Source organism: Lysobacter olei, assembly GCF_054777355.1.
In genome coordinates, this window is record NZ_BAAHAT010000002.1 from 135,482 (window position 1) to 157,189 (window position 21,708).

At 69.7% G+C, this 21,708-nt stretch carries 17 protein-coding genes; 3 read left to right on the forward strand and 14 right to left on the reverse strand.

What is annotated here, in order from left to right:
• Nucleotides 1–95: 95 nt before the first annotated feature.
• The 4 genes from ACYVBS_RS03275 to ACYVBS_RS03290 form a co-directional block, all read right to left on the reverse strand.
• Nucleotides 96–3,398 (reverse strand): ankyrin repeat domain-containing protein, encoded by a 3,303-nt coding sequence (locus tag ACYVBS_RS03275; protein WP_460821759.1) that lies wholly within the window; start codon nucleotides 3,396–3,398, stop codon nucleotides 96–98.
• Complete coding sequence (locus ACYVBS_RS03280) at nucleotides 3,391–3,663, reverse strand: YcgL domain-containing protein (protein WP_460821761.1); 273 nt, start codon at nucleotides 3,661–3,663, stop codon at nucleotides 3,391–3,393. The genes ACYVBS_RS03275 and ACYVBS_RS03280 overlap by 8 nt, the downstream gene beginning before the upstream one ends.
• Before the next feature lie 113 nt (nucleotides 3,664–3,776).
• A complete protein-coding gene (cydB, locus tag ACYVBS_RS03285) occupies nucleotides 3,777–4,784 on the reverse strand; it encodes a cytochrome d ubiquinol oxidase subunit II (protein ID WP_460821763.1) in 1,008 nt (335 codons plus the stop codon).
• A gap of 46 nt (nucleotides 4,785–4,830) precedes the next feature.
• Complete coding sequence (locus ACYVBS_RS03290) at nucleotides 4,831–6,303, reverse strand: cytochrome ubiquinol oxidase subunit I (RefSeq protein WP_460821764.1); 1,473 nt, start codon at nucleotides 6,301–6,303, stop codon at nucleotides 4,831–4,833.
• 202 nt (nucleotides 6,304–6,505) lie between these two features.
• Here ACYVBS_RS03290 and ACYVBS_RS03295 point away from each other — a divergent pair, with 202 nt between their 5' ends.
• Both ACYVBS_RS03295 and hemF read left to right on the forward strand, forming a co-directional pair.
• On the forward strand, nucleotides 6,506–8,881 hold the full coding sequence (locus ACYVBS_RS03295) for a S9 family peptidase (protein WP_460821766.1): 2,376 nt from the start codon (nucleotides 6,506–6,508) through the stop codon (nucleotides 8,879–8,881).
• Nucleotides 8,882–8,917: 36 nt separating this feature from the next.
• Nucleotides 8,918–9,862, forward strand: coding sequence for an oxygen-dependent coproporphyrinogen oxidase (gene hemF, locus ACYVBS_RS03300; protein ID WP_460821767.1), 945 nt, complete (start codon nucleotides 8,918–8,920; stop codon nucleotides 9,860–9,862).
• A 176-nt stretch (nucleotides 9,863–10,038) separates the two neighbouring features.
• Here the strand turns inward: hemF and ACYVBS_RS03305 are convergent, their stop codons facing one another.
• The 4 genes from ACYVBS_RS03305 to ACYVBS_RS03320 all read right to left on the reverse strand — a co-directional run bounded on the left by ACYVBS_RS03305 (nucleotide 10,039) and on the right by ACYVBS_RS03320 (nucleotide 15,339).
• Nucleotides 10,039–10,512: a DUF421 domain-containing protein gene (locus ACYVBS_RS03305; protein ID WP_460821768.1), complete on the reverse strand. Its 474-nt coding sequence runs from the start codon at nucleotides 10,510–10,512 to the stop codon at nucleotides 10,039–10,041.
• A 583-nt stretch (nucleotides 10,513–11,095) separates the two neighbouring features.
• Nucleotides 11,096–13,948: a DNA polymerase I gene (gene polA / locus ACYVBS_RS03310; protein ID WP_460821769.1), complete on the reverse strand. Its 2,853-nt coding sequence runs from the start codon at nucleotides 13,946–13,948 to the stop codon at nucleotides 11,096–11,098.
• A gap of 36 nt (nucleotides 13,949–13,984) precedes the next feature.
• A complete protein-coding gene (locus ACYVBS_RS03315; RefSeq protein WP_460821770.1) occupies nucleotides 13,985–14,965 on the reverse strand; it encodes a PA2778 family cysteine peptidase in 981 nt (326 codons plus the stop codon).
• The gene (locus tag ACYVBS_RS03320; protein ID WP_460821771.1) at nucleotides 14,965–15,339 is read right to left on the reverse strand and encodes a PA2779 family protein; all 375 of its coding nucleotides are present in this window, start codon (nucleotides 15,337–15,339) and stop codon (nucleotides 14,965–14,967) included. Before ACYVBS_RS03320 ends, ACYVBS_RS03315 begins: the two co-directional genes overlap by 1 nt.
• Nucleotides 15,340–15,486: 147 nt before the next feature.
• Here ACYVBS_RS03320 and ACYVBS_RS03325 point away from each other — a divergent pair, with 147 nt between their 5' ends.
• Nucleotides 15,487–15,783 (forward strand): DUF2782 domain-containing protein, encoded by a 297-nt coding sequence (locus tag ACYVBS_RS03325; protein WP_460821772.1) that lies wholly within the window; start codon nucleotides 15,487–15,489, stop codon nucleotides 15,781–15,783.
• A 15-nt stretch (nucleotides 15,784–15,798) separates the two neighbouring features.
• On the opposite strand, the gene ACYVBS_RS03330 is transcribed toward ACYVBS_RS03325, so the two are convergent.
• From ACYVBS_RS03330 to ACYVBS_RS03355, 6 genes are read right to left on the reverse strand one after another with little or no spacing between them, the layout of a single operon-like run.
• Nucleotides 15,799–16,236 carry an excinuclease ATPase subunit gene (locus ACYVBS_RS03330; protein WP_460821774.1) on the reverse strand — a complete coding sequence of 146 codons (438 nt, stop codon included), beginning with the start codon at nucleotides 16,234–16,236 and terminating at the stop codon, nucleotides 15,799–15,801.
• A 30-nt stretch (nucleotides 16,237–16,266) separates the two neighbouring features.
• Entirely contained in the window at nucleotides 16,267–17,508 is a 1,242-nt protein-coding gene (locus tag ACYVBS_RS03335) for a beta-ketoacyl-ACP synthase (RefSeq protein ID WP_460821775.1), read from the reverse strand.
• A complete protein-coding gene (gene fabG, locus ACYVBS_RS03340; RefSeq protein WP_460821776.1) occupies nucleotides 17,505–18,233 on the reverse strand; it encodes a 3-oxoacyl-ACP reductase FabG in 729 nt (242 codons plus the stop codon). The genes ACYVBS_RS03335 and fabG overlap by 4 nt, the downstream gene beginning before the upstream one ends.
• A gap of 20 nt (nucleotides 18,234–18,253) precedes the next feature.
• Nucleotides 18,254–19,939, reverse strand: a complete 1,686-nt coding sequence (locus ACYVBS_RS03345) for a beta-ketoacyl-ACP synthase (protein WP_460821778.1) — start codon at nucleotides 19,937–19,939, stop codon at nucleotides 18,254–18,256.
• Complete coding sequence (locus ACYVBS_RS03350) at nucleotides 19,936–20,481, reverse strand: DUF3261 domain-containing protein (RefSeq protein ID WP_460821779.1); 546 nt, start codon at nucleotides 20,479–20,481, stop codon at nucleotides 19,936–19,938. Before ACYVBS_RS03350 ends, ACYVBS_RS03345 begins: the two co-directional genes overlap by 4 nt.
• A complete protein-coding gene (locus tag ACYVBS_RS03355; protein WP_460821780.1) occupies nucleotides 20,469–21,707 on the reverse strand; it encodes an NAD(P)/FAD-dependent oxidoreductase in 1,239 nt (412 codons plus the stop codon). Before ACYVBS_RS03355 ends, ACYVBS_RS03350 begins: the two co-directional genes overlap by 13 nt.
• Nucleotide 21,708: the final 1 nt, after the last annotated feature.

The following is a 21,708-nucleotide window of genomic DNA, read 5'->3' on the forward strand; positions in this document are numbered from 1 at the left end:
TCCCGCCGGAGTCGCCGGCAACCTGTCAATTACATCCTTTGGCGCGTGGCGGGCGCAAGCGCTCGATGCCGGCGCCGCCTGACAACGTCGAGGGCTCAGCGCTGGTCGCGGAGCAGCCGGGCCACCGACACGGCGCCGGCACGAGGTTGCGGTTCCAGTTCCGCGGCGATATCGACAAACCCACGCATCACCGCGATTTCGCGCGGGGTGCGGTTGAGCCCGTCGCGCAGGTCCGCATTCGCGCCCGCGCGCTGCAGCCACTGCACCACGCCCAGCAGGCCGTGCAGCGCCGCCAGATGCAACGGGCCGAACCCGCGCGGGTCCTGTGCATCGAGCCGGGCGTCGTGGTCGAGCAACTGCTCGAGCCCGGCGATGAGCACGTCCTCGTCCGCCGCGCTGCCCGGCTCGGCGCGCGCGCCCAACAACAACAGCAGCGGCGTGGCACCCGCGGCGGGCACGTTGATGCTGGCCTCGGCCCCCGCCAGCAGCAAGGTGTCGAAGAGCGCCACGACGCGGCTGCGCTCGCGTGCGGTGAAGGCGTACATGGCCGCGCAGTGCAGCGGCGTGCGGCCCTGTGCATCGGCAGCGTGCACGTCGGCCCGCGCGGCAAGCAGGCGTGCCGCCACCTCGGGCAACCCCAGGGCGCAAGCCACCATCAGCACCGTCAGCTCACCGGGCAGGCGCTGCTCGATCTGCGCACCGGCGGCGATCAATCGATCGACCAGCTCGACGTGGCGCATGCTGACCGCGGCGGACAGCGGCGTGGCGCCGGACTTGGCCGCCGTTTGCGGATCGGCGCCGCGCGCCAACAGCAGGTCCACGACCGCCCGATGGCCGCCACCGGAGGCCCGCAGCAGGGCGGTGCAGCCTTGCGGGTCCACCGCGTCGACGGGCATCCCCAGGTCGAGCAGTCGGCGGACCGCATCGGCATCGCCGACGATGGCCGCGGCGGGCACGTCGCTCGCCTGCAGCGCGCGATGCGGCAGCGGCCAGCCACGCCAGTCCAACCAGTCGGCAATGTCGCGGCGGCCCGACGCCAAGGCAACGCCCAGCGGGGTTTGCCCATCGGCCGCGAGCAGGTCGGGCGAAGCGCCGTGCGCGACCAGAGCCTTGACCATGCCTTCGCGGCCCAAAGCAGCCGCCAGGTGGAGCGCACTCATGCCGTGGCTGTCGCGCGCGTTCAAGTCCACGCCAATGGCCTGCAGGCGCGCCAGCAACCGGGTCCAACCCAGGCGCACGGCCAGCGCGATCGGCGGGTCGCCCGCAGGCGTGCCACCGAACGGATCGGCGCCGCGCTCGAGCAGGTCCAGGGCGAGCTGTTCCAGCGCGCGGCTGGCCTGCTCCCCGGTGGCACAGGCCGAGAGGAAGCGGGCGAGACCACCCCGGCCAGAGGGCGAATGCCCCCGCTCCAGCAACGCGCGGATCGCCGGCAGCGCGGCCGGTCCCTGCGCCAGGCGGGCCAGTAGCGGGATATCGCCACGGACATCCGGCACATCGGCATTGGCGCCGTGGCCGAGCAACCAGGTGACGCGCTGCGGTTGCCGGGCCTCTTCATCGTGCAACAGCGCGCCCAACTCGGCCGGCGACAGCAGTTGCGCCAGCGGGGCCAGGGCATCATCCCGGCCCTCGTGCATGGCCTCAAGCAGCAGCGCGACCGGCGCGCGGTCCGCCGGGGGGGCATCGCCTTCGCGCACGCTGGCGGGCAGCACGTAGTTGGGATCCAGTTCGGCGACCAGCGCCCACCGGCCGGCCTCCGCCGCGCGATCCACGGGGCGCTTGCCTTCGTCGTCGGGCCGCAGCGGGTCAACGCCCATGGCCATGAGGCGACGCACCATGTCCGCCGACGTCTGCTCGGCAACCACCGCCAGTGCCAGTGCATTGCGGCCGCGGTCGTCCACCGCATCGACGAGCGCTTGGCTGCGCGTCGCGCTGTATTCCTGCAAGCGCTCGAGCACGGCCGCATGGCCGCCGCGCGCGGCTTCGAGCAGTGCGTTGTTTCCCTGCGCGTCGGCATGGGTCAGGTCGGCGCCGGCGCCGAGCAGCGCCGCCACCACCTCGGCATTGCCGGCCGCTGCCGCCTCCAGCAACGCGGTCCGGTTCCCCGCACCGCTCGCATCCACCTTGGCCCGCTGCTTGAGCAGCAGCAGCACGCCGGCGGGGTCATCGTCCTCGCTGCCGGCGGCGGCCAGCAGGGCCGGCTGCCCCCCGGCAGGCTCGGCCTTGGCCCCGCGTTCCATCAGGAAGCGTGCGAGGCGCCAGTTGCCCGCCATGCACGCCACGCCCAGCGGGGCATGACCTTCCTGGTTGAGCGTGTTGATCTGCGCCGCGGCGTCCAGCAACAGCGCCGCCACGCCGGGGTCCGAGCTGCGGGCCGCGTGGTGCAGCGGCGTGTTGCCGTCATGGTCGGTCACGCGCGGGTCGGCGCCGTTGGCCAGCAGGGTCATGACCGCATCGGGCCGGCCGTGCCAGCTGTCGCGGCAGGCCGCGAGCAACGGCGTGATCCCGGCCGAGGCGGCATTGAGGTCCACGCCATCGGCAATCAGCGCACGCAGCAGGCGCAGGTCGGGCAACACGGCTGCGAGCACGGCCAGGCTGCGGCGGTCACGCTCCTCAGGCGGTGGCGGCGCATGCGGGTCGGCGCCGGCGGCCAACAGTTCGAGCGCGCGTTCGGCGCGCCCGGCGCGGGCCGCGGCATACAGCGCCGGCTCCAAAGGACCGTCCATGGGCATTGGCGCATCCGCGGGCGCGTCCCCGTCGAAGGCACTGCCCAGGCCTTCGTCGAACAGCAGCAGTTCGTCGGCGGGCGCCTGGCGTTGCAGCACGTAATGCAAGACCGGGGCCCCAAACGCGAGCAGCGCCGCCATGCCCCAGCGCGTGGTGTCGGCCAACAGGCCCGGCCACGCCAGTGCGATCACGAGGCCCGCGATGCCGGCCACGGCGAGCGCCACCACCAGCCCGCGCCACGCGCCCGGCTCCAGTTCCGACAGCCGCTGCCAATGGCCACGAAGATCGCCTCCCTCGCGCTCGACCGCGTGCCACAACGGCCACAGCCGCCACAGCCCCAACAGCGCGGCGCCGGCCACGCCACTGAGCGCCAGCGCCGAACCGAGGGAGCCACTGTTCATCAGCGCACGCAGCGGCCATGCCACGAGCAGCGCGATTGCGCCGATACCGGCGGCCCACAGCACCAGCAACGCGAGCGCATCGCGCCGCCAGGCCGAAGGCGTGGCGAACTCTCCACGGCGCCGCCACGCCGACACCGCAATGGCAAACGCGGGTTGTGCAAGCACGCCCGCGACCGCCGCAATCGGCCCGGCGAACACGGCCAGGCCCGACAGGACCAGCCCGGCCACCAGCAGCGCGATCGGCGGCAGCGGCATGGTCCGGGGGTCAGCCATCGGTGCCCCAGTCCTCGGTCATCGGATCCTGCGCCTGTGAGGGCGGGAACTGCAGGTGGAAGCCACGCGCGGCGAGGTTGTCGCGCACCGTGGCGGCGTCCTCGCGGGCCAGCTTGCGCTCCGGGGTGAGTGTCACTTCCAGCACGAACTGCAGCGTGCCGAGCTGGGTGCGCAGCGGTTCGGGGAGACGCGTGAAATCGTCGCGCACGGCGAAATAGATGTAGGTGTCGGCCTTTCTCAGGCTCTTGTACACGTAGGCTTGCATGCGGGGAGGCCAGCGGGGGCTGGCCGCACGTTCCGGGACAGGGCGTAAGCCACAGCATACCTGCCCGTAGCGCGGGCGCGAACCATGGCGTGGCGCGCCGCGCCGTGCCGCGTTCAGTGATAGCCGGCGTCGGCCGCGACCTTGCCGCGGAATACGCGGTACGACCAGGCGGTGTAGCCCAGGATCGCCGGCAGCAGCACGACGAGTCCGGCCAGCACGAAGCCCTGCGACGAAGGCGGTGACGCGGCCTGCCACAGGGTCAGCCCGGGCGGCACGATATACGGCCACATGCCGAGCACCAGCCCGGCGAACCCCAGCACGAAGAAGCACAGGGTCAGCACGAACGGCGCGGCGTCACGCCCTTCGCGCATCGCCGCGCGCCAGAGCGCGAGTGCGTTGGCCAGCACCAGCAGCGGCACCGGCGCCAGCCACCAGAAGTTGCCACCCTCGAACCAGCGTGCCATCAGCCGCGAGTCGAGGAACGGCAACCAAGCGCTGACCAGCCCCATGAACACGACGACCACCAGCACCAGCGGTCGGGTCATGGTGCGCGCGATCGCCTGCAGGCGGCCCTCGGTCTTCAGCACCAGCCAGGTGCTGCCCAGCAGGGCGTAGCCGAACACCACCGCCGCGCCGGTCAGCATCGAGAACGGGCTGAACCAGTCGAACGCGCCGCCCACGTACTTGCCCTCCTGCAGCGGCATGCCTTCCACCAACGCGCCGAGGATCACGCCCTGGGCGAACGCCGCCAGCAGCGAGCCCAGCGAGAACGCCGCGCCCCACGCCGCTTTCGCCCGCGTCGCCTTGAAGCGGAACTCGAAGGCCACGCCACGGAACACCAGCGCGATCAGCATCAGCAGCACCGGCAGGTACAGCGCCGACAGCACCAACGCGTACGCCTTGGGGAATGCGGCCAGCAGGCCGGCGCCGCCCAGCACCAGCCAGGTCTCGTTGCCGTCCCAGATGGGCGCGGCGGTGTTCATCATGTGGTCAAGCTGGTGTTCGTCCTCGGCGAAGGGCGCGAGGATGCCCAGACCGAGGACGAAGCCGTCCAGCAGCACGTACATCAGCACGCCGAAGCCGATCACGCCGTACCACACGACGGGCAGCCAGGTTTCCATCACTGCACCTCCCGGCGACCGTCCGGCCGTGCGCCCGCGTCCGCGCTCATCGCGCCCCCTCCCTTGGCACCGCGGCATCGCCCTCGTCCGGCACCGACAACGGCCGCGCCGGGGTCTTCTCGCCGGCTTCGGTGCGCGGCGCGGGCTCGTGCGGCTGCGGTCCCTTGCGAACCAGTTTGACCAGGTACCAGAACCCGGCACCGAACACGACCACGTACACGACCGCGAACACCAGCAGCGAGAACAGCACGCTGCGCCCGTCGACCGCGCTCACCGCATCGGCGGTGCGCAGCAGGCCGTAGACCACGTAGGGCTGGCGGCCAATCTCGACCACGTACCAGCCGGCGACCAGCGCGACGAAGCCGGAGAACGTCATCCAATGCCAGCCGCGCACCAGCCCACGGCCCAGCGCACTGCCGGCGTCGAACAGCCTGCCGCGCCACCACGCCCAGGCGGACGCCAGCGCCAGCAGCAACATCAACACGCCCAGCCCGACCATCACGCGGAACGCGTAGAACACCGGCGCCACCGGCGGCCGCTCGTTGGCCGGGACGGCCTTCAGCGGCTGGATCTCGCCATCGAGCGTGTGCGTCAGGATCAGGCTGCCCAGCTGCGGAATGGCGATTTCGTAGTCGTTGCGCTCGGCACGTTCGTTGGGCACCGCGAACACCACCAGTGGCACGCCTTCGCCAGGCGCGCCGGCTTCCCAGTGCGCCTCCATTGCCGCCAGCTTGGTCGGCTGGAACTGGCCGACGTTCAAGCCGTGCAGGTCGCCGACCACCACCTGCAGCGGCACCGTGACCGCGGCGAACGCCACCGCAAGCTTGAGCATGCGGACGCCGGCCTCGCGGTGCACGCCACGGCGCAGGTACGCGGCACTCACCCCGCCAATGAGGAAGCAGGTGGTGATGAACGCGGCCAGCACCATGTGTGCCAGCCGGTACGGGAACGAGGGATTGAAGATGATCGCCCACCAGCTGGCCGGCTCGAACACGCCGTCGGCGGTGAGCGTGTAGCCGGCCGGCGTCTGCATCCAGCTGTTGGCCGCGATGATCCAGAAGGTGGAGATCAGCGTGCCCAGCGCGACCATGCAGGTGGCCAGGAAGTGCAGGCGCTCGGGGACGCGCTTCCAGCCGAACAGCATCACCCCGAGGAAGGTCGCCTCCAGGAAGAACGCGGTCAGCACCTCGTAGCTCAGCAGCGGGCCGAGGATGTTGCCGGCCTTCTCGCTCAGCACTGCCCAGTTGGTGCCGAACTGGAAGCTCATGACGATGCCGCTGACCACGCCCATGCCGAACGACACGGCGAAGATCTTTAGCCAGAAGAAGTACAGGTCGCGCCACAGGCCGTCGCGGGTGCGCAGCCAGCGCCATTCCAGAAAGGCCAGCCAGCTCGCCAGGCCGATGGTGAAGGCCGGGAACAGGATGTGAAACGTGATCACGAATCCGAACTGGATGCGTGAGAGCAGCAGCGGATCAAGCAGTGCCACGGTGGGCTCCGCAAGGGGCGGTGCGCGCATGGTAGGCCGGTGGGGTGTTAGGGGGATGCGACCGTTTGTCGCAGGGGACGCGCCCCGGGGTTTACGGCAACCGCGCGGCCGGCGCCGGCAGGCCCGGCGGGGCTTTGCGGCAATGGCCCGTCCACGCGGCCAATGACCGATGGGCCATCCGTTCGCGCCCCACGCTGTTAACCTTCCGTAAAACCGCTGCGGAACCGTGCCCATGCGTCGCCTGCTGTCCCTTGCCGTCCTTACCTTTACCGCCGCTGCCGCGGCACAGACCCCCGCCCCCACCCCGATCACGCTGGACCAGGCGATGGCCGACCCGGACTGGATCGGCCCGGCGGTGGAACAGGCCTGGTGGTCGTGGGACGGCCGGCACGCGCAGTACGCGCTCAAGCGCGCGGGCGGCAGCATCCGCGACACGTGGCAGGTGCCGGTGGCCGGGGGCAGCGCCAGCCGCGTCGATGGCGCCGCGCGCGCCGACCTGGATGGCGCCGACCGCGCCTACAACCATGACCGCACGCGCATGGCCTTCGTGCGCAACGGCGACATCTTCGTCCGCGACCTGCGCAGCGGCGCGCTGACCCAGGTCACCCGCAGCACCGACGGCGAATCGCGGCCGCAGTGGAACACCCACGGCGGGCTGGTGTTCCGCGCCGGCAACCAGTGGTCAACGTGGACCGCGGCCGGTGGCGTGCGCCAGGCCACCGACGTGCGCGCCGAGAAGGACCCCAACGCCGCGCCGCCGGCCGACGACCTGCGCGAGCGCCAGCTGGCGATGAGCCGCACGCTGCGCGAGTTGCGCGAGCGCCGCGATGCCGCGCGCCAGCAGGACGAGGCGTGGCGCAACGCCGACCCGACCCGTCCGCCGGCGCCGGTGTTCCTGGGCGAGAAGGTTGAGATCAGCGACAGCGCGCTGTCGCCGGATGGCCGCTGGCTGCTGGTGGTGACGCAGGAAAAGGGCGCCGCCGCTGGCCAGGCCGGCAAGATGCCCAAGTACGTGACCGAATCGGGTTACGAGGAATTCGAGGAGGTGCGCACGCGCGTCGGCCGCAATGCACCGGTGCCGCACCAGCTCTGGCTGGTCGACGTGGCCCATGCCAAGACCAGCGAGCTCAAGTTCGACGCGCTGCCCGGCATCGGCGCCGACCCGCTGGCCGCGCTGCGCAAGGCTGCCAAGCAGGAGCCGCTGAAGGGCAACCGCGCCGTGCGCATCGAGACCGATGGCGACGGTAGCGGCCCGGCCATCCACTGGAGCGACGACGGGCGCAACGTCGCGCTGCTGGTGCGCGCGGTGGACAACAAGGACCGCTGGATCGCCAGCGTCGACCTCGCCGGCGCCAAGCTCGTGGCGCGCGACCGCCTGACCGATGCGGCGTGGATCAACTGGGGCTTCAACGATTTCGGCTGGCTGCCGGACGGCGCGCTGTGGTTCCTGTCGGAGCAGAGCGGCTACTCGCACCTGTACCTGAGCGAGGGCGCCGGCAAGCCGCGCGCGCTGACCGCCGGCCAGTGGGAGGTGTCGATGCCGCAGGCCTCGGCCGACGGCCGCGGCTTCTACTTCCTGTGCAACCGCGCGTGGCCGGGCGACTACGAAGTGTGCGCCGTGGACCGCACCGGTGGTGGCGTGCGCGAAGTGACTTCGCTAGATGGCGTGGAGGACTTCAGCCTGTCGCCGGACGGCCGCCAGCTGCTGGTGCGCCACTCCGACAGCTACCTGCCGGCGCAGCTGGCGGTGGTCGATGCCGGCGGTGGCGAGGCGCGCACGCTGACGGACACGCGCACCGACGCGTTCAAGGCGCGCACCTGGATCGAGCCCGAGTACGTGCAGGTGCCCAGCAGCAAGCACGGTGCCGGCACCATCTGGGGCAAGTTCTACGGCCCGAAGACGTACGAGCCCGGGCGCAAGTACCCGATCGTGATGTTCGTGCATGGCGCGGGCTACCTGCAGAACGTGCACGACCGCTACCCCGCGTATTTCCGTGAGCAGATGTTCCACAACCTGCTGGTGCAGCAGGGCTACGTGGTGCTCGACCTGGACTACCGCGCCAGCGAGGGTTACGGCCGCGACTGGCGCACCGCCATCTACCAGCAGATGGGCCATCCGGAGCTGGAGGATTACCTGGACGGGCTGGACTGGCTGGTGGCCCACAAGCAGGGCGACCGCGATCGCGCTGGCATCTACGGCGGCAGCTACGGCGGGTTCATGACCTTCATGGCGCTGTTCCGTTCCCCGGGCACGTTCAAGGCCGGCGCTGCGCTGCGCCCGGTGACCGACTGGTCGCAGTACAACCACGAGTACACCAGCAACATCCTCAACACGCCGGTGCTGGATCCGCAGGCCTACAAGCTGTCCTCGCCGATCGAATACGCGAGCGGGTTGCAGGACCACCTGCTGATCGCCCACGGCATGATCGACGACAACGTGTTCTACAAGGACTCGGTGATGCTGGCGCAGAAGCTGATCGAACTGCGCAAGGACAAGTGGGAGCTGGCCTCGTATCCGCTGGAGCGGCACGGGTTCGTGCATTCGGACTCGTGGTACGACGAGTACCGGCGCATTTACGAGTTGTTCGAGCGCACGTTGAAGAAGTGAGCCGGAACCCGCAATCCAACCACTTACAATGCCGGCATGAGCACCGACGACACCGACTTCAACCGCGTCCGCGACTACCTCACCGGCTTGCAGGACCGCATCTGCAGCGCGATTGAACAGGCCGATGGCCAGGCGCGATTCGTCGAGGACGCCTGGACCCGCGAGGGGGAAGGCGCACTGCTCGGCGGTGGCGGGCGCACGCGTATCCTGCGCGATGGCGCGGTGTTCGAGCAGGCGGGCATCGGTTTCTCTGACGTATCGGGCACGAAGCTGCCGCCGTCGGCCACCGCGGCGCGGCCCGAGCTCACCGGCGCCTCGTGGCGCGCGGTGGGCGTGTCGCTGGTGTTCCACCCGCGCAATCCGTACGTGCCCACCACGCATGCCAACGTGCGCCACTTCCGCGCCACGCGTGACGGCGAGACGGTGGCGTCGTGGTTCGGGGGCGGTTTCGACCTGACCCCATTCTATCCGTTCGATGCGGACGTGCTGCACTGGCATCGCGTCGCACGCGGGTTGTGCGAGCCGTTCGGCGGGGTTGAGCGCTATGCGGCGCACAAGCGCTGGTGCGACGAGTATTTCCTGCTCAAGCACCGTGGCGAGACCCGCGGCGTCGGCGGGCTGTTCTTCGACGACCTGCACGGCGACTTCGAGCAGGATTTCGGTTATCTGCGCGCGGTGGGCGACGGCTTCCTGGACGCCTACCTGCCCATCGTGGAACGCCGCAAGGCCACGCCGTATGGCGAACGCGAGCGCCAGTTCCAGCTATACCGGCGCGGTCGTTACGTGGAGTTCAACCTGGTGTTCGACCGCGGCACGCACTTCGGCCTGCAGTCGGGCGGGCGCACCGAATCGATCCTGATGAGCCTGCCGCCGCTGGTGCGCTGGGAGTATGGCTATCAGCCCGAGGCCGGCAGCGCCGAAGCGCAGCTGACCGACTACCTGCGCCCGCGCGACTGGTTGGCGGAACTGGTCAGCGAATAGCGCCCTCTCCGGCCTGCCCTGCGGCTACGGTGGCTACGGTGGCTACGGTGGCGGCGGTGGTGGCGGCGGCGGTGGCGGCGGCGGCGGTGGCGGCGGTGGCTCGCGGTGCCCGCTGCGGATAACGCCGGACGGGCACTCGTGGCGGAAACAGAGCCCCGCGGCTGCCTCGCGTGGTGTCACTCCTTCGCCACGACGCTGATCTGCCCATCGGTCTCCAGCAGCGCCAGCTTGATCTCGCTGATGTCGGCGCAGCCCTGTTGGCGCATGGCTTCATCGAAGTCCGCGCGGCTGACCAGCTCGCGCCTTAGCGCGCGCTCGAACAGTTGCCCATTGCGGGCCAACACCACCGGCTCGCCTTCGATCACCCGCTCCGCACGCCGGCTGCGGGCGGTGATGAAGCCCAGCACCCAGTTCAACGCGATCAGGGTGGCGGCCAACAGCACGCCGCCGGCCAGTGACGTGTCCTTGCCGAGCAGCGCGTTCTGGACGGCATTGCCCAGCAGCACGATCAGCAGCATGTCGAACGGGGTGAACTGCCCCATGGTGCGCTTGCCCGACAGCCGGATCAGGAACAGCAGCACCACATACACGGCCGCCGCGCGCAACACGAACTGCCACCACGGCATCGCCAACTCGAAAGCGCTTTCCATCGTCACCTCCTGCCGGGCCGTGCGGCCGGGGATCCGCGCACGACGCCAGTGCGTCCAGCAACGATTCTGGCCCGGAACGGGGTGATGCGGACGGCAAGACCCACCATCGCACTGCAATCATCGACGACCCATTCCGGTCTGCCCCCCAATGGAGTGCTTGTAGCCCAGGAGCCGCCTTGGAATTAAGCAGCCCCTCGCGGATCAGAATCCGTGCACCCAGCCGCCCACAACAAAGCCCCCGCCACGTTGGGAGCAATGGGCTTGGGCCCCCGCAACCAAGCGGATAACGGGTCGCGACTTGCGGGGGCCCAAGCCCATCGCCCCGCAACCCTCAAACAACAGGCAATAAAAAGCCCCGCAGGCAGGGGGGGCCGGCGGGGCTGGGGAGCAGGACCTGGGGAGGGGTGCCTGCTCCGGGGATCACTCCAGGGGAGGGAGAGATCAGTGACAGGCGTTGCACCTGTCACGGTCTATATGACCACTTTGAACATGGATGGTTCGTGAAGATTACGGTTAAGGATTTGTTGGATTCAGGAAGCGTTCATCCCGACAAAATCGGCAAAAACGCCGCCATCTACCCACTTCAGTGCGCTTCGTCCCAGTTCTTCCCCGTTCCGCTGTCCACCACCAGTGGCACACGCAAATCTGCGGCGCCCGACATGCGGCCGGAAACCTCCTCCAGCAGCGTTGGCACGAAATTCGCGTCCACCTCGAACACCAGTTCGTCGTGCACCTGCAGCACCATCAGCGCCCGCTCGCGGTGCCCGGCCAGCCAGCCGTCGATGTCGATCATGGCGCGCTTGATGATGTCGGCGGCGGTGCCCTGCATGGGTGCGTTGATCGCGGCGCGCTCGGCGCCGGCGCGCAGGCCCTGGTTGCGGGCGTGGATGTTGTCCAAGTACAGGCGGCGCCCGAACACGGTTTCCACGTAGCCGCGTTCACGCGCCTGCGCCCGGGTCCGCTCCATGAACTCGCGCACGCCCGGGTAGCGGTCGAAGTACAGCGCAATGTAGTCCTGCGCCTCGCCGCGGCCGATGCCCAACTGTTTGGCGAGGCCGAACGCGCTCATGCCGTACATCAGGCCGAAGTTGATCGCCTTGGCGGCGCGGCGCTCGTTGGCGCTGACCTCGTCGATGGCCTTGCCGAACACTTCGGCGGCGGTGGCGCGGTGGATGTCGGCGCCGGCGGCGAACGCACGCAGCAGGCCGGCATCCTCCGAGAGGTGGGCCATGATCCGCAGTTCGATCTGCGAGTAGTCGCAGGCGACGATCTGGCGCCCTTCCGGGGCGACGAACGCGCGGCGGATCCGGCGGCCGTCGTCGGTGCGGATCGGGATGTTCTGCAGATTGGGGTCGCTTGAGGCCAGGCGGCCGGTCGCCGCGCCGGCCTGGTGGTAGCTGGTATGCACGCGGCCGGTGTCGGGATTGACCATCTCCGGCAGCTTGTCGGTGTAGGTGCTGCGCAGCTTCGCGAGGCCGCGGTACTCCAGGATCACCCGCGGCAGCTCGTGCTGGTCGGCGATGGCCTCCAGCGCCTCCTCGTTGGTCGAAGGCGCGCCGCCGGGGGTCTTCACCAGCGCCGGCAACTTCAATTCGTCGAACAGCAGCGCGCCCAGCTGCTTGGGCGAATCGAGGTTGAAGGTGCGCCCGGCCAGTTCGGTGGCCTTCTGCTGCGCGGCCAGCATGCGCTTGGACAGGTCGGCGGACTGGCGGCGCAGTTCGTCGCCGTCGACCTTCACACCGTTGGCTTCCACCCGCGCCAACACTGGCACCAGGGGCATCTCGATCTCGCGGTAGACGCGCTCCAGCGCCGGCTCGGCGGCCAGCTTCGCGCCCAGCACGCGGTGCAGGCGCAAGGTGACATCCGCATCTTCGGCGGCGTAGCGGCTGGCATCGTCGATCGCCACCTGCGAGAACGGAATCGCCTTTGCGCCCTTGCCCGCGACCTGCTCGTACTTGATGGTCTCGTAGCCCAGGTAGCGCCTCGCCAGCGAATCCATGTCGTGGCGGGTGGCAGTAGCGTTGTAGACGAAACTTTCCAGCATGGTGTCGTCGGCGTAGCCGGCCACGTCCACACCATGCCGGCGCAGCACGTGCAGGTCGTATTTGCCATGCTGGCCGAGCTTGCGCTTGCCGGCGTCGCTGAGCAGCGGACGCAGCGCGTCGAGCACCGCGGCGCGATCGAGTTGGGCCGGCGCACCCGGGTAGTCGTGCGCCAGCGGGATGTAGCACGCCTTGCCCGGCTCGACCGCGAAGCTCAGGCCCACCAGGTTGGCGCGCATCGCGTCGAGCGAATCGGTCTCGCTGTCGAAGGCGAATTCGTCGGCCGCCTGCAGTTGCGCGATCCACGCGGTGAGTTGCGCGCCGGTGAGCACGGTCTCGTACTCACCGGGCGCGGAGAGTGCGGGGTCCGGCGCTTCATCACCCGAGGTTGCCGCGCGCGCGTAGCCGGCGGCGGTGCTGCGCAGACCGGCGGCGCCGCTGCCCGCGCGAGCAGACGCGGTGGCGTCCGCCGCCTCGCCGCCTTCGCCCGCGCCCTCAAGCTCCTTCAGCGCCTGCTTGAAGCCGTAGCGTGCGTACAGCACCTTCAGGTCCTCGACGTGGCGTTCGCGCAGCGCCAGGTCGGTGGGCGCGCATTCCAACGCGACATTGGTACGGATCGTGGCCAGCTCGCGGTTGAGCGGCAGGCGGTGCAGCACCGCGCGCAGGTTCTCGCCCAGCTTGCCCTTTACTGCGTCGGCCTGGTCCATCACCCCGTCCAGCGTGCCGTATTCGTCCAGCCACTTGGCCGCGGTCTTCGGCCCGCACTTGTCCACGCCGATGATGTTGTCGACCTTGTCGCCCATCAACGCCAGGTAGTCGACGATCTGGTCGGCACGCACGCCGAACTTCTCGATCACCGCGGCGTCGGAATCGGTGCGGCTGCCAGTCATGGTGTTGACCAGCACGATGTGCGGGCGCACGAGCTGCGCGAAGTCCTTGTCGCCCGTCGAGATGGTGACGTCGATGCCGTGCGTGGCGGCCTGCACCGCCAGCGTGCCGATCACGTCGTCCGCCTCCACGCCGGGCACACGCAGGATTGGCATCCCCAGCGCAGCGACCACCTGCATCATCGGCTCGACCTGCGCACGCAGGTCATCGGGCATGGGCGGGCGATTGGCTTTGTACTGCGGGTCCAGGTCGTCGCGGAAGGTCTTGCCCGGCGCGTCGACCACGAAGGCGACGTAGTCGGGCTTGTCCTTGAGGGTGGCACGCAGCATGTTGACCACGCCAAACAGCGCGCCGGTGGGTTCGCCGGCGTCGTTGGTCAGCGGCGGGAGGGCGTGGAAGGCGCGGTACAGGTAGCTGGAGCCGTCGATCAAGACAAGTCGTTTCATCGGGCCGATTCTACGCGCGCCGGCTACTGGCCAGGCCCGTTCCGCCCTCGCCGGTGCCATGCCAGCCGGCCAAGGGCGCCCCCCCTGCCCGCGGGTTCACCGGCCTACAGGCTGCCGCGCGATCGCCTTGCAGGCTGGCTGGCGTGGCGCCTTGCTTCGCTCCACCTCGGTCCGGGTCTGGCTCAGCGTGGCGGCCCAGCGCGGGTCATCGGCGCGCACGGCGTCCAGCACGCCCAGCGCCTCGCGGCGGCAGCCGAGTTCGCCCAGCACGCTGGCGTAGTTGTTGCCCAGTACTGGGTCACCGGGGGCTTGCGCCAGGCCATCCCGGTAGAAGCGCGCTGCGGTCTCGCGCTGGCCTGCGGCGTGCCGCAGGTTGCCCATCGCCAGCAGTACCCGGGGATTCGTTGGCCACTGCCGGTGGGCCGCCTCATAGGCCGGCCGGGCGGCGGCAGCGCCGGCCACGGCCTCGTAATCCGCGACGGCGGTCAGATAGGTCACCGGCTCCGGCGTGGCGGGGAGCTCGCCCGGTCGCAACGCCACCAAGCCCCAACGCCCCGCCCAGTCCCATGTGCGCAGGAAGGTCCTGGCAGGCGTGGCCAGGGCGCGGCGCGTGCCACTGTGCAGGACGATGCGGTTGCGGTCTGGATCAGCGCCCACCACTACGGCGTAATGCCATCTCGGCACGCTGCGGGTCAACAGGTTCTGCAGCACCAGTACCGGACGCCCGGCATGGACTTCCGACAGCAGCGCCGTCGGCGTCGGCGTGACCGGGTAAGGGATACGCCCCGCGCGGCGCATGGCCGCACCCAACTCGACCTGCAGGCTACCCTCGCGGCCGGGCAGGTACACCTGCGAGGCCAACGCCTCGGGGTCCGCGTGCACGCCATCGGCCCCCAGCACCATCGCGAGCGCCGCAGGCCCGCACTGATACTTCTCCTGCGGATGGAACGGCACGTTCGGCAGCAGCAGCGGCCCTTCCGGCGCTGCCTCGGAGACGCGCAGTGCGGGACCGATGGCGCAACCGGACAGCGCGACGGCGAGCACCACGCCCGCCGCCGCCCGTATGCCCACTGGCATCAGGTCCGCTTGAAGATGTCGATAACGCCGACCAGCTCGAGGATCAGCAGGACGACGAACACCACGCCGACGACAGCCAGCGCGCTGCCGCCGGCCGGCAGCCGGTCGATCTGCCCCTGCACTTGCATCAATTCCGCGTCGCTGAGCGAAGCCACGCGCGCCTGCGCGTCAGAGGGGTCCACGCCCATACGCTCCATCGCCTGGCGCACATCGTCGCGGGCAAGCGCCTCGCGCACGTGGGTCTCGGTGGCAGCGCGGCGCTCGGCCGACAGCGCCTGCTGCGTGCCGATCACGGCGGCTTGGGTGGTGCTGGCATAACCGCCCGAAACCAGCGCGACGACCAACGCGGGCGCAACGACGAACTTGCGAAACATGGCGCACTCTCCAAAAAGGGGTGCGCCTGTATTGCCATACCCCAAGTGAAGCCCACGAGAAACCGGGGGCCCGGCCTGACCGGTGGCTGAAACCGCGGTCGCCGGCGCCAAGCGCTATGCTGGACACCCGCCCCGTGGAGCCCGGCCATGCGCTTGCTGTCGATTACCCTTTTCGTCGCCTGCCTCGCCGGCTTGGGGGGCTGCGCCACTCTCAACGACGACCCGACAGCAACGCTGGAAGGCGCCACCGTCACCACCCGCAGCGGCGAGAACGGCGACGTGATCGAGGAGTACCGCGTCGCCGGCCAGCTCAAGGTGGTGAAGATCACGCCGCAGCGTGGCGCGCCGTACTACCTGATGGACCGAGACGGCGACGGCCGCCTCGACAGCAGCAAGGGCGAGGGGCCGGTCTCGCCGGTGTACTGGAAGCTGTTCGGCTGGTAATGGGGGCGCAGTGCGTCACTTCACCTTGGCGTAGGTGCCCTTGAGGGCAACGCCAGCGAGGATCGTGCCCGCGTGGCACTCGTAGTTCGTGCTGCTGCGGAACTCGTTTTTCTTGTAGTAGCTGACGATATCGACCACTGCGTTGGCGCCACGCGCCTTGGCACCATCCTGCAGTGCACGCAACGCCGACAACGCCACCCAGCGGCACGCCTCTTGGTCGGACTTGTTGGCGGCGTTGGTTTTGCGGTTGCTGACGTCCTCGCCCAATCGAGCCACGACGGCCACCTTTTGCCCTGACAGGTAGAAGCGCACGCTGCCGTCGATACCGGCGGCCTTCGCCTGTTCGGAGCTGACCAGTTCCTGCAGCGACAGTTCCAGCCGCGATTCACGTGCGTCGGCGGCCGGGGCGAAGGCCAGCAGGGCGGCCAGGGTGGCGATGGCAATTCGGGTCATGCAACGTTCTCCTTGTCGTTAGGGTCATGCTCAATCGCGCCAGCGGCGGAAGATCAGCGAGGTGTTGATCCCGCCGAAGGCGAAGTTGTTGCTCATCACGTACTCGGTCTGCAGCTCGCGGCCGCTGCCGGTGATGTAGTCCAGCTCACCGCAGCGCGGGTCGACCTGCTGCAGGTTGAGCGTGGGCGCGAACCAGCCATTGCGCATCATCTCGATGCTGATCCAGGCCTCCAGCGCGCCGCACGCGCCCAGGGTGTGGCCCATGTAGCTCTTGAGCGAGGAGAACGGCATGCGCGTGCCGAACACCTGCATCGTGGCGTTCGACTCGGCGATGTCACCGTGGTCGGTCGCGGTGCCGTGGGCGTTGACGTAGCCGATCGCCTCCGCCGGCAGCCCGGCGTCGTCCAGCGCCAGGCGCATCGCGACCGCCATCGTCTCCGCGCTGGGCTGGGTGACGTGCGCGCCGTCGCTGTTGGTGCCGTAACCGACAATCTCGGCCAGGATCTTCGCGCCACGCGCCTGCGCGTGTTCAAGGTCCTCGACGATCAGCGTGCAGGCGCCCTCGCCCAGCACCAGGCCGTCGCGGTTGGCGTCGAACGGGCGCGGGGTGAGGTGGGGTTCGTCATTGCGCACGCTGGTGGCGAACAGGGTGTCGAACACCGCCGAAGCGGTGGCGTCCATCTGCTCGGAACCTCCGGCGAGCATGGCCAGCTGCTTGCCCGCGCGCACCACTTCGTACGCCGCACCGATGCCCATGCTGCCCGAGGTGCAGGCGCTGGAGGTGGTGATGACGCGGCCGGTGAGCCCGAAGAACACGCCGATGTTCACCGGCGCGGTGTGGCTCATCATCTTGATGTAGGTGGTGGCGTTGATGCCGGCGGTGGTGTGCTCGTTCAGCATGCGCCCGAAGTCGCCGATGGCCGCATGGGTGCCCGCGGAGGAACCGTTCGAAACGCCGACGCGTCCGCTGGTGAGCACCGGGTCACCAAGCAGGCCAGCGTCTTCCAGCGCGATCTCGCTGGCACGCACCGCCATCAGCGCCACTCGGCCCATGCTGCGCGTGGTCTTGCGGTTGTAATGCGGCGGTAGCTCGAAGGGCGCGGCCGGCGCAGCCAGCTTGGTGTTGAGGCCTTCGTAGACGTCCCACGCATCGATGCGCTGCACCGCGTTGCGGCACTCGCGCAGGCGCGCGTGGATGCTGGCCCAGTCGTTGCCCAGCGGGCTGATGCCACCGGCACCGGTGACGACGACGCGTCGCTGCAACCGGCTCATCCGACCATGCCCCCGTTGACCGAGATCACCTGGCGGGTGATGTAGGCGGCATCGGCCGACAGCAGGAACGCCACGGTGGCCGCGACTTCCTCTGGGCGGCCGAGGCGGTTGGCGGGGATCAGCTTCATCGCGTGTTCGACCACTTCCTCGCTGAGCATCTCGGTGTCGATGAGGCCCGGCGCGACACAGTTGACGGTGATGCTGCGGCTGGCCAATTCCAGCGCCAGCGCCTTGGTCGCGCCGATGATGCCGGCCTTGGCCGCGCTGTAGTTGGTCTGCCCGCGGTTGCCCACCAGCCCAGACACCGAGGACAGGGTGACGATGCGGCCCGGCTTGCGCCTCCGCACCATCGGCATCACCAGCGGGTTGAGCACGTTGTAGAAGCCATCGAGGTTGGTGTGCACCACGCGGTCCCATTCGTCGCCGCTCATCGCGGGGAAGGCGGTGTCGCAGGCGATGCCGGCGTTGCACACCACGCCGTAGTACGCACCGTGCGCGTCGACGTCGGCGGTCAGCGCCTGCGCGGCGGCGTCGCGGTCGGCGATGTCGAAGCCCAGCACGCGCGCCTGCCGGCCCAGGGCGCGCACCTGCGCGGCCACGACCTCGGCGTCCTCCACCCGGCTGCGGTAGTGCACGACCACGTCGAAGCCGTCCTGCGCCGCACGCAACGCGATGGCGCGGCCAATCCCGCGGCTCGCGCCCGTGACCAGCACGGTCGTGTCCATTCCCATCCCACTGCCCCCACTCATGCTTCAGTTTCCAGATACGCCATCGCGTCCGGCGGTTCGAACACCGACACATTGGCCGTCGCCAGCTCCCGGTCTGCGGCCAGGATGCGGCAGGCGAATACCCCAAGCCCATTTTCGCCCAGTATCTCCCGGCGCGCCTCCACCCGCAGCACCTGGCCGCTGGTGAACAGCGGCACGGCCGACTCGTAGCGGCGGGTGCCGAGCAGGAAACCAATGGGCGGCGGCTCGCCGCGGCCGCGGGCCTGGCAGCCGGCCCAGCAGGCCACTGCCTGCGCCATGTACTCCACGCCAACGTAAGCGGGCACGCCGCCGTCCACGTGGAACGGGCTGTCCGCGGGCACGGTCAGCTCGACGACGACGGTGTCGGCGTCCCAGTGCAGCAGGCAATCGACCAGCAGCATCGTGCCGCGGTGGGGAATGACCTGCTCGATGTCGTGCAGCGACTCCGCGGTGGCGGCATCGGCGAGCGGTTGCGCGCGGTCGGCCACCGCGGTGTCACCGCGGCCGAACAGCAGCACGGCATTGCTGCCGCCAAACGCAAACGAGTGGCTCAGCACGTGGCGCAGCGACCCCACCGCGCACTGCCCGGGCGTGACAAACGCCAACGCCGGCAATTCGGGATCGGGCGCGCCGTCCCACCAGTGCGGCGGCAGGCGGTGCTGCGGGTTGCGCGCCATCGCCAGCCAGCACAAGCCGGCTTCCAGCGCGCCGGCGGCGCCCAGCGTGTGTCCGGTGAGCGCCTTGGTCGAACTGACGGGCACCGTGCCACCGACGGTGGCAGCCACCGCGCGGCTCTCCATCGCGTCGTTCTGCGGGGTCGCGGTGCCGTGCAGGTTGACGTAATCGACCGCCGCGGCGGCGATGCCCGCGCGCGCCAGTGCCTGCTCGATGGCGGTGATGGCGCCCGCGCCACTGGGCTCGGGTGCGGACATGTGGTGCGCGTCGGAGCTTTCGCCCCAACCGGCGAGAGTGACCGGCCCGGGCTCGCGCGTCATCAGGAACAGTGCAGCCGCCTCGCCGATGTTAATGCCGCTGCGGTGCGCGGAAAACGGATTGCAGCGTTGCTCGGACACGGCTTCCAGCGCGCTGAAGCCGGCGATGGTGAAGCCGCACAGCGAATCAGCGCCGCCGGCGATGACTGCATCGACGATGCCCGCGCGCAACAGCCGCGCGGCCGAGGCCAGGGCCTTGGCGCTGGAGGAGCAGGCCGTGGACAACGTCCACGCCGGCCCCCGCGCGCCGCTCTCGTGCGCGAGGAAACGCGACGGCGCGCCGATCTCCTGTTGCGCATAGTGGAAATCCGCCGGCCAGGTCCCTGACTGCTGGTAGCGCGGCAGCGACTGCTCCGCTTCGCCGATGCCGGACGTGCTGGTGCCGACGATCACCGCCACGCGATGCGCGCCGTACCGGGCGATGACCGCGTCCACTGCGGGACGCAACTGCGCATACGCGGCACGCAGCAGCGCGTTATTGCGGGTGCGCAAGGCGACCGGCACGTCGTCCAGCGCGGGCAACTCGCCGGGTACCTGCCCCACGGCAAGCGCACGGCCCGGGGTAAACGCATCGCTGACCGCGACACCCCCCGGCGCGTTGGCGGTGAACAGCGCCTGCGCCACGGTGTCCGCGCCCTGACCCAGCGCGCAGACAATGCCGAGGTCGTTGAGGTAGACCGCAGGGCTCATGGGGCCGCCTCGCCTCCTGCCGTTTCAACTTGCAGCGTGTAGCCCTCAGCAAGGTTGTCCAACCGGTAGCGACCGGCCCCCTGGTCCAGCATCAGCAGCCAGACGCGACCGTCACGGACCAGCCGACGCTCGCCAGTGGTGGTCTCCAACGTCCAGGGCGCAGGCAACGCCGCGCGGATCGCGTCGGTTGGCCACAGGGTGAACTGCAGGTCCGACAACACGCGGTCGCCGCGCACCTGCGGTGGCAGCCACGGGGCGCGCTGCTGCTGCAGCGTAGTCCCGTCCCAGCTCAGGCGCACGCCGGCCTGGCCGAGCGCCTGCACAGCCAGCCTCACTTCGCGCGCATCCACTTCCAGCAGTGCCTCGAGGTCGCGCTGTTGCGCGCCAAAGGCAAAGTGCAGCCGTTGCTGCACCGCCAGCTCATGGCCCAGCGCCGATGGAGCCAATGCCAGCAGCGGCACCCGCACGGACGCGCGCGGCGGCGCAGATGCGCACCCGAGCAGCGCCAGGCAAAGCATCGCGAGGGCAATCAGGCGGCGCATATCTCTTCCAGCACCGCCAGGCGGCGCGTGCTCTCGGCCACGTACGGGTTGCTGCGATCCCACGCATAGCCGGCGAGGATGGAGCAGATCATGCGGCGGATCTCCGGCTGCTGCGCCTCGTGGAAGATGATCTTCTGGAAGCCGCCCGCGTACCACGACTCAACGAAGGTGCGGAACGCCTTGACCCCGCCGCGCAGCGGTTCGGCGAACTCGCGCTCCCAGTCGACGGCCTCGCCAGCGTACTTGCGCGCCAGGCAGTCACTGGCCAGCTGCGCCGACTTGAAGGCAATGGTCACACCCGAAGAGAACACCGGATCGAGGAACTCGCCGGCATTGCCCAGCAGCGCGTAGCCTGGGCCCCACAGAGACTTCACGTTGCTCGAATAGCCCATGATCTGCCGCACCGGCATCACGCCCCATTCGGCGTTGGCCAGCAGGCGCTTCAGGTTGGGGTCCTCGGCAACGATGGCCTGCAGGCGTTCGAGGTCGCTGCCCTCGTACCGGTCGAGGAATGCCCGCTCCGCCACCACGCCCAGCGAGCAGCGGCCGTTGGAGAACGGGATGGTCCAGTACCACACGTCCACGTGCTCGGGGTGGGTGGTGATCAGGATCTTGTTGCGGTCGAAGCCGGCGTCGGCGGGGATGTTGTCCTGCACGTGGGTGAAGATCGCGCCACGTGCCGGGAAGTTGGACGGCGCCTCCAGGTCGAGCAGGCGTGGCAGCAGGCGGGCGAAACCGCTGGCGTCGAGGATGAAGTCGGCCTCGATCACGTACTCCACGCCCTCCGGCGAACGCACGGTGACCCGCGGCGTGTCGCCCGGCTCGACCGCCAGCACTTCGTGGCGGAAGCGCAGCTGCGCGCCCATGCGCTCGGCGCCCTTGGCCAGTGCGAGATCGAAGTCGGCACGCTGCACCTGGTACGTCGTGCCCCAGCCGGCCGAGAACTTGTCGCGGAAGTCGAACTGGGTGTGGCGCTCGCCGCGCACGAACGCGGCGCCGTTCTTGTACTGGAACCCGGCCTCGACCACGTCGCGCAACAGGCCGGCCGCTTCGATGTACTCCATGCTCTGCGGCAGCAGGCTCTCGCCGATGGAGAAGCGCGGAAACTGCTCGCGCTCCAGCATCACCACCTCACGTCCCTGCTGGCGCAGCATCGCCGCCGCCACCGAGCCCGCGGGGCCGGCACCGATGATCAGCACTTGGGTTTTTTCGGTCGACAGCGTCATG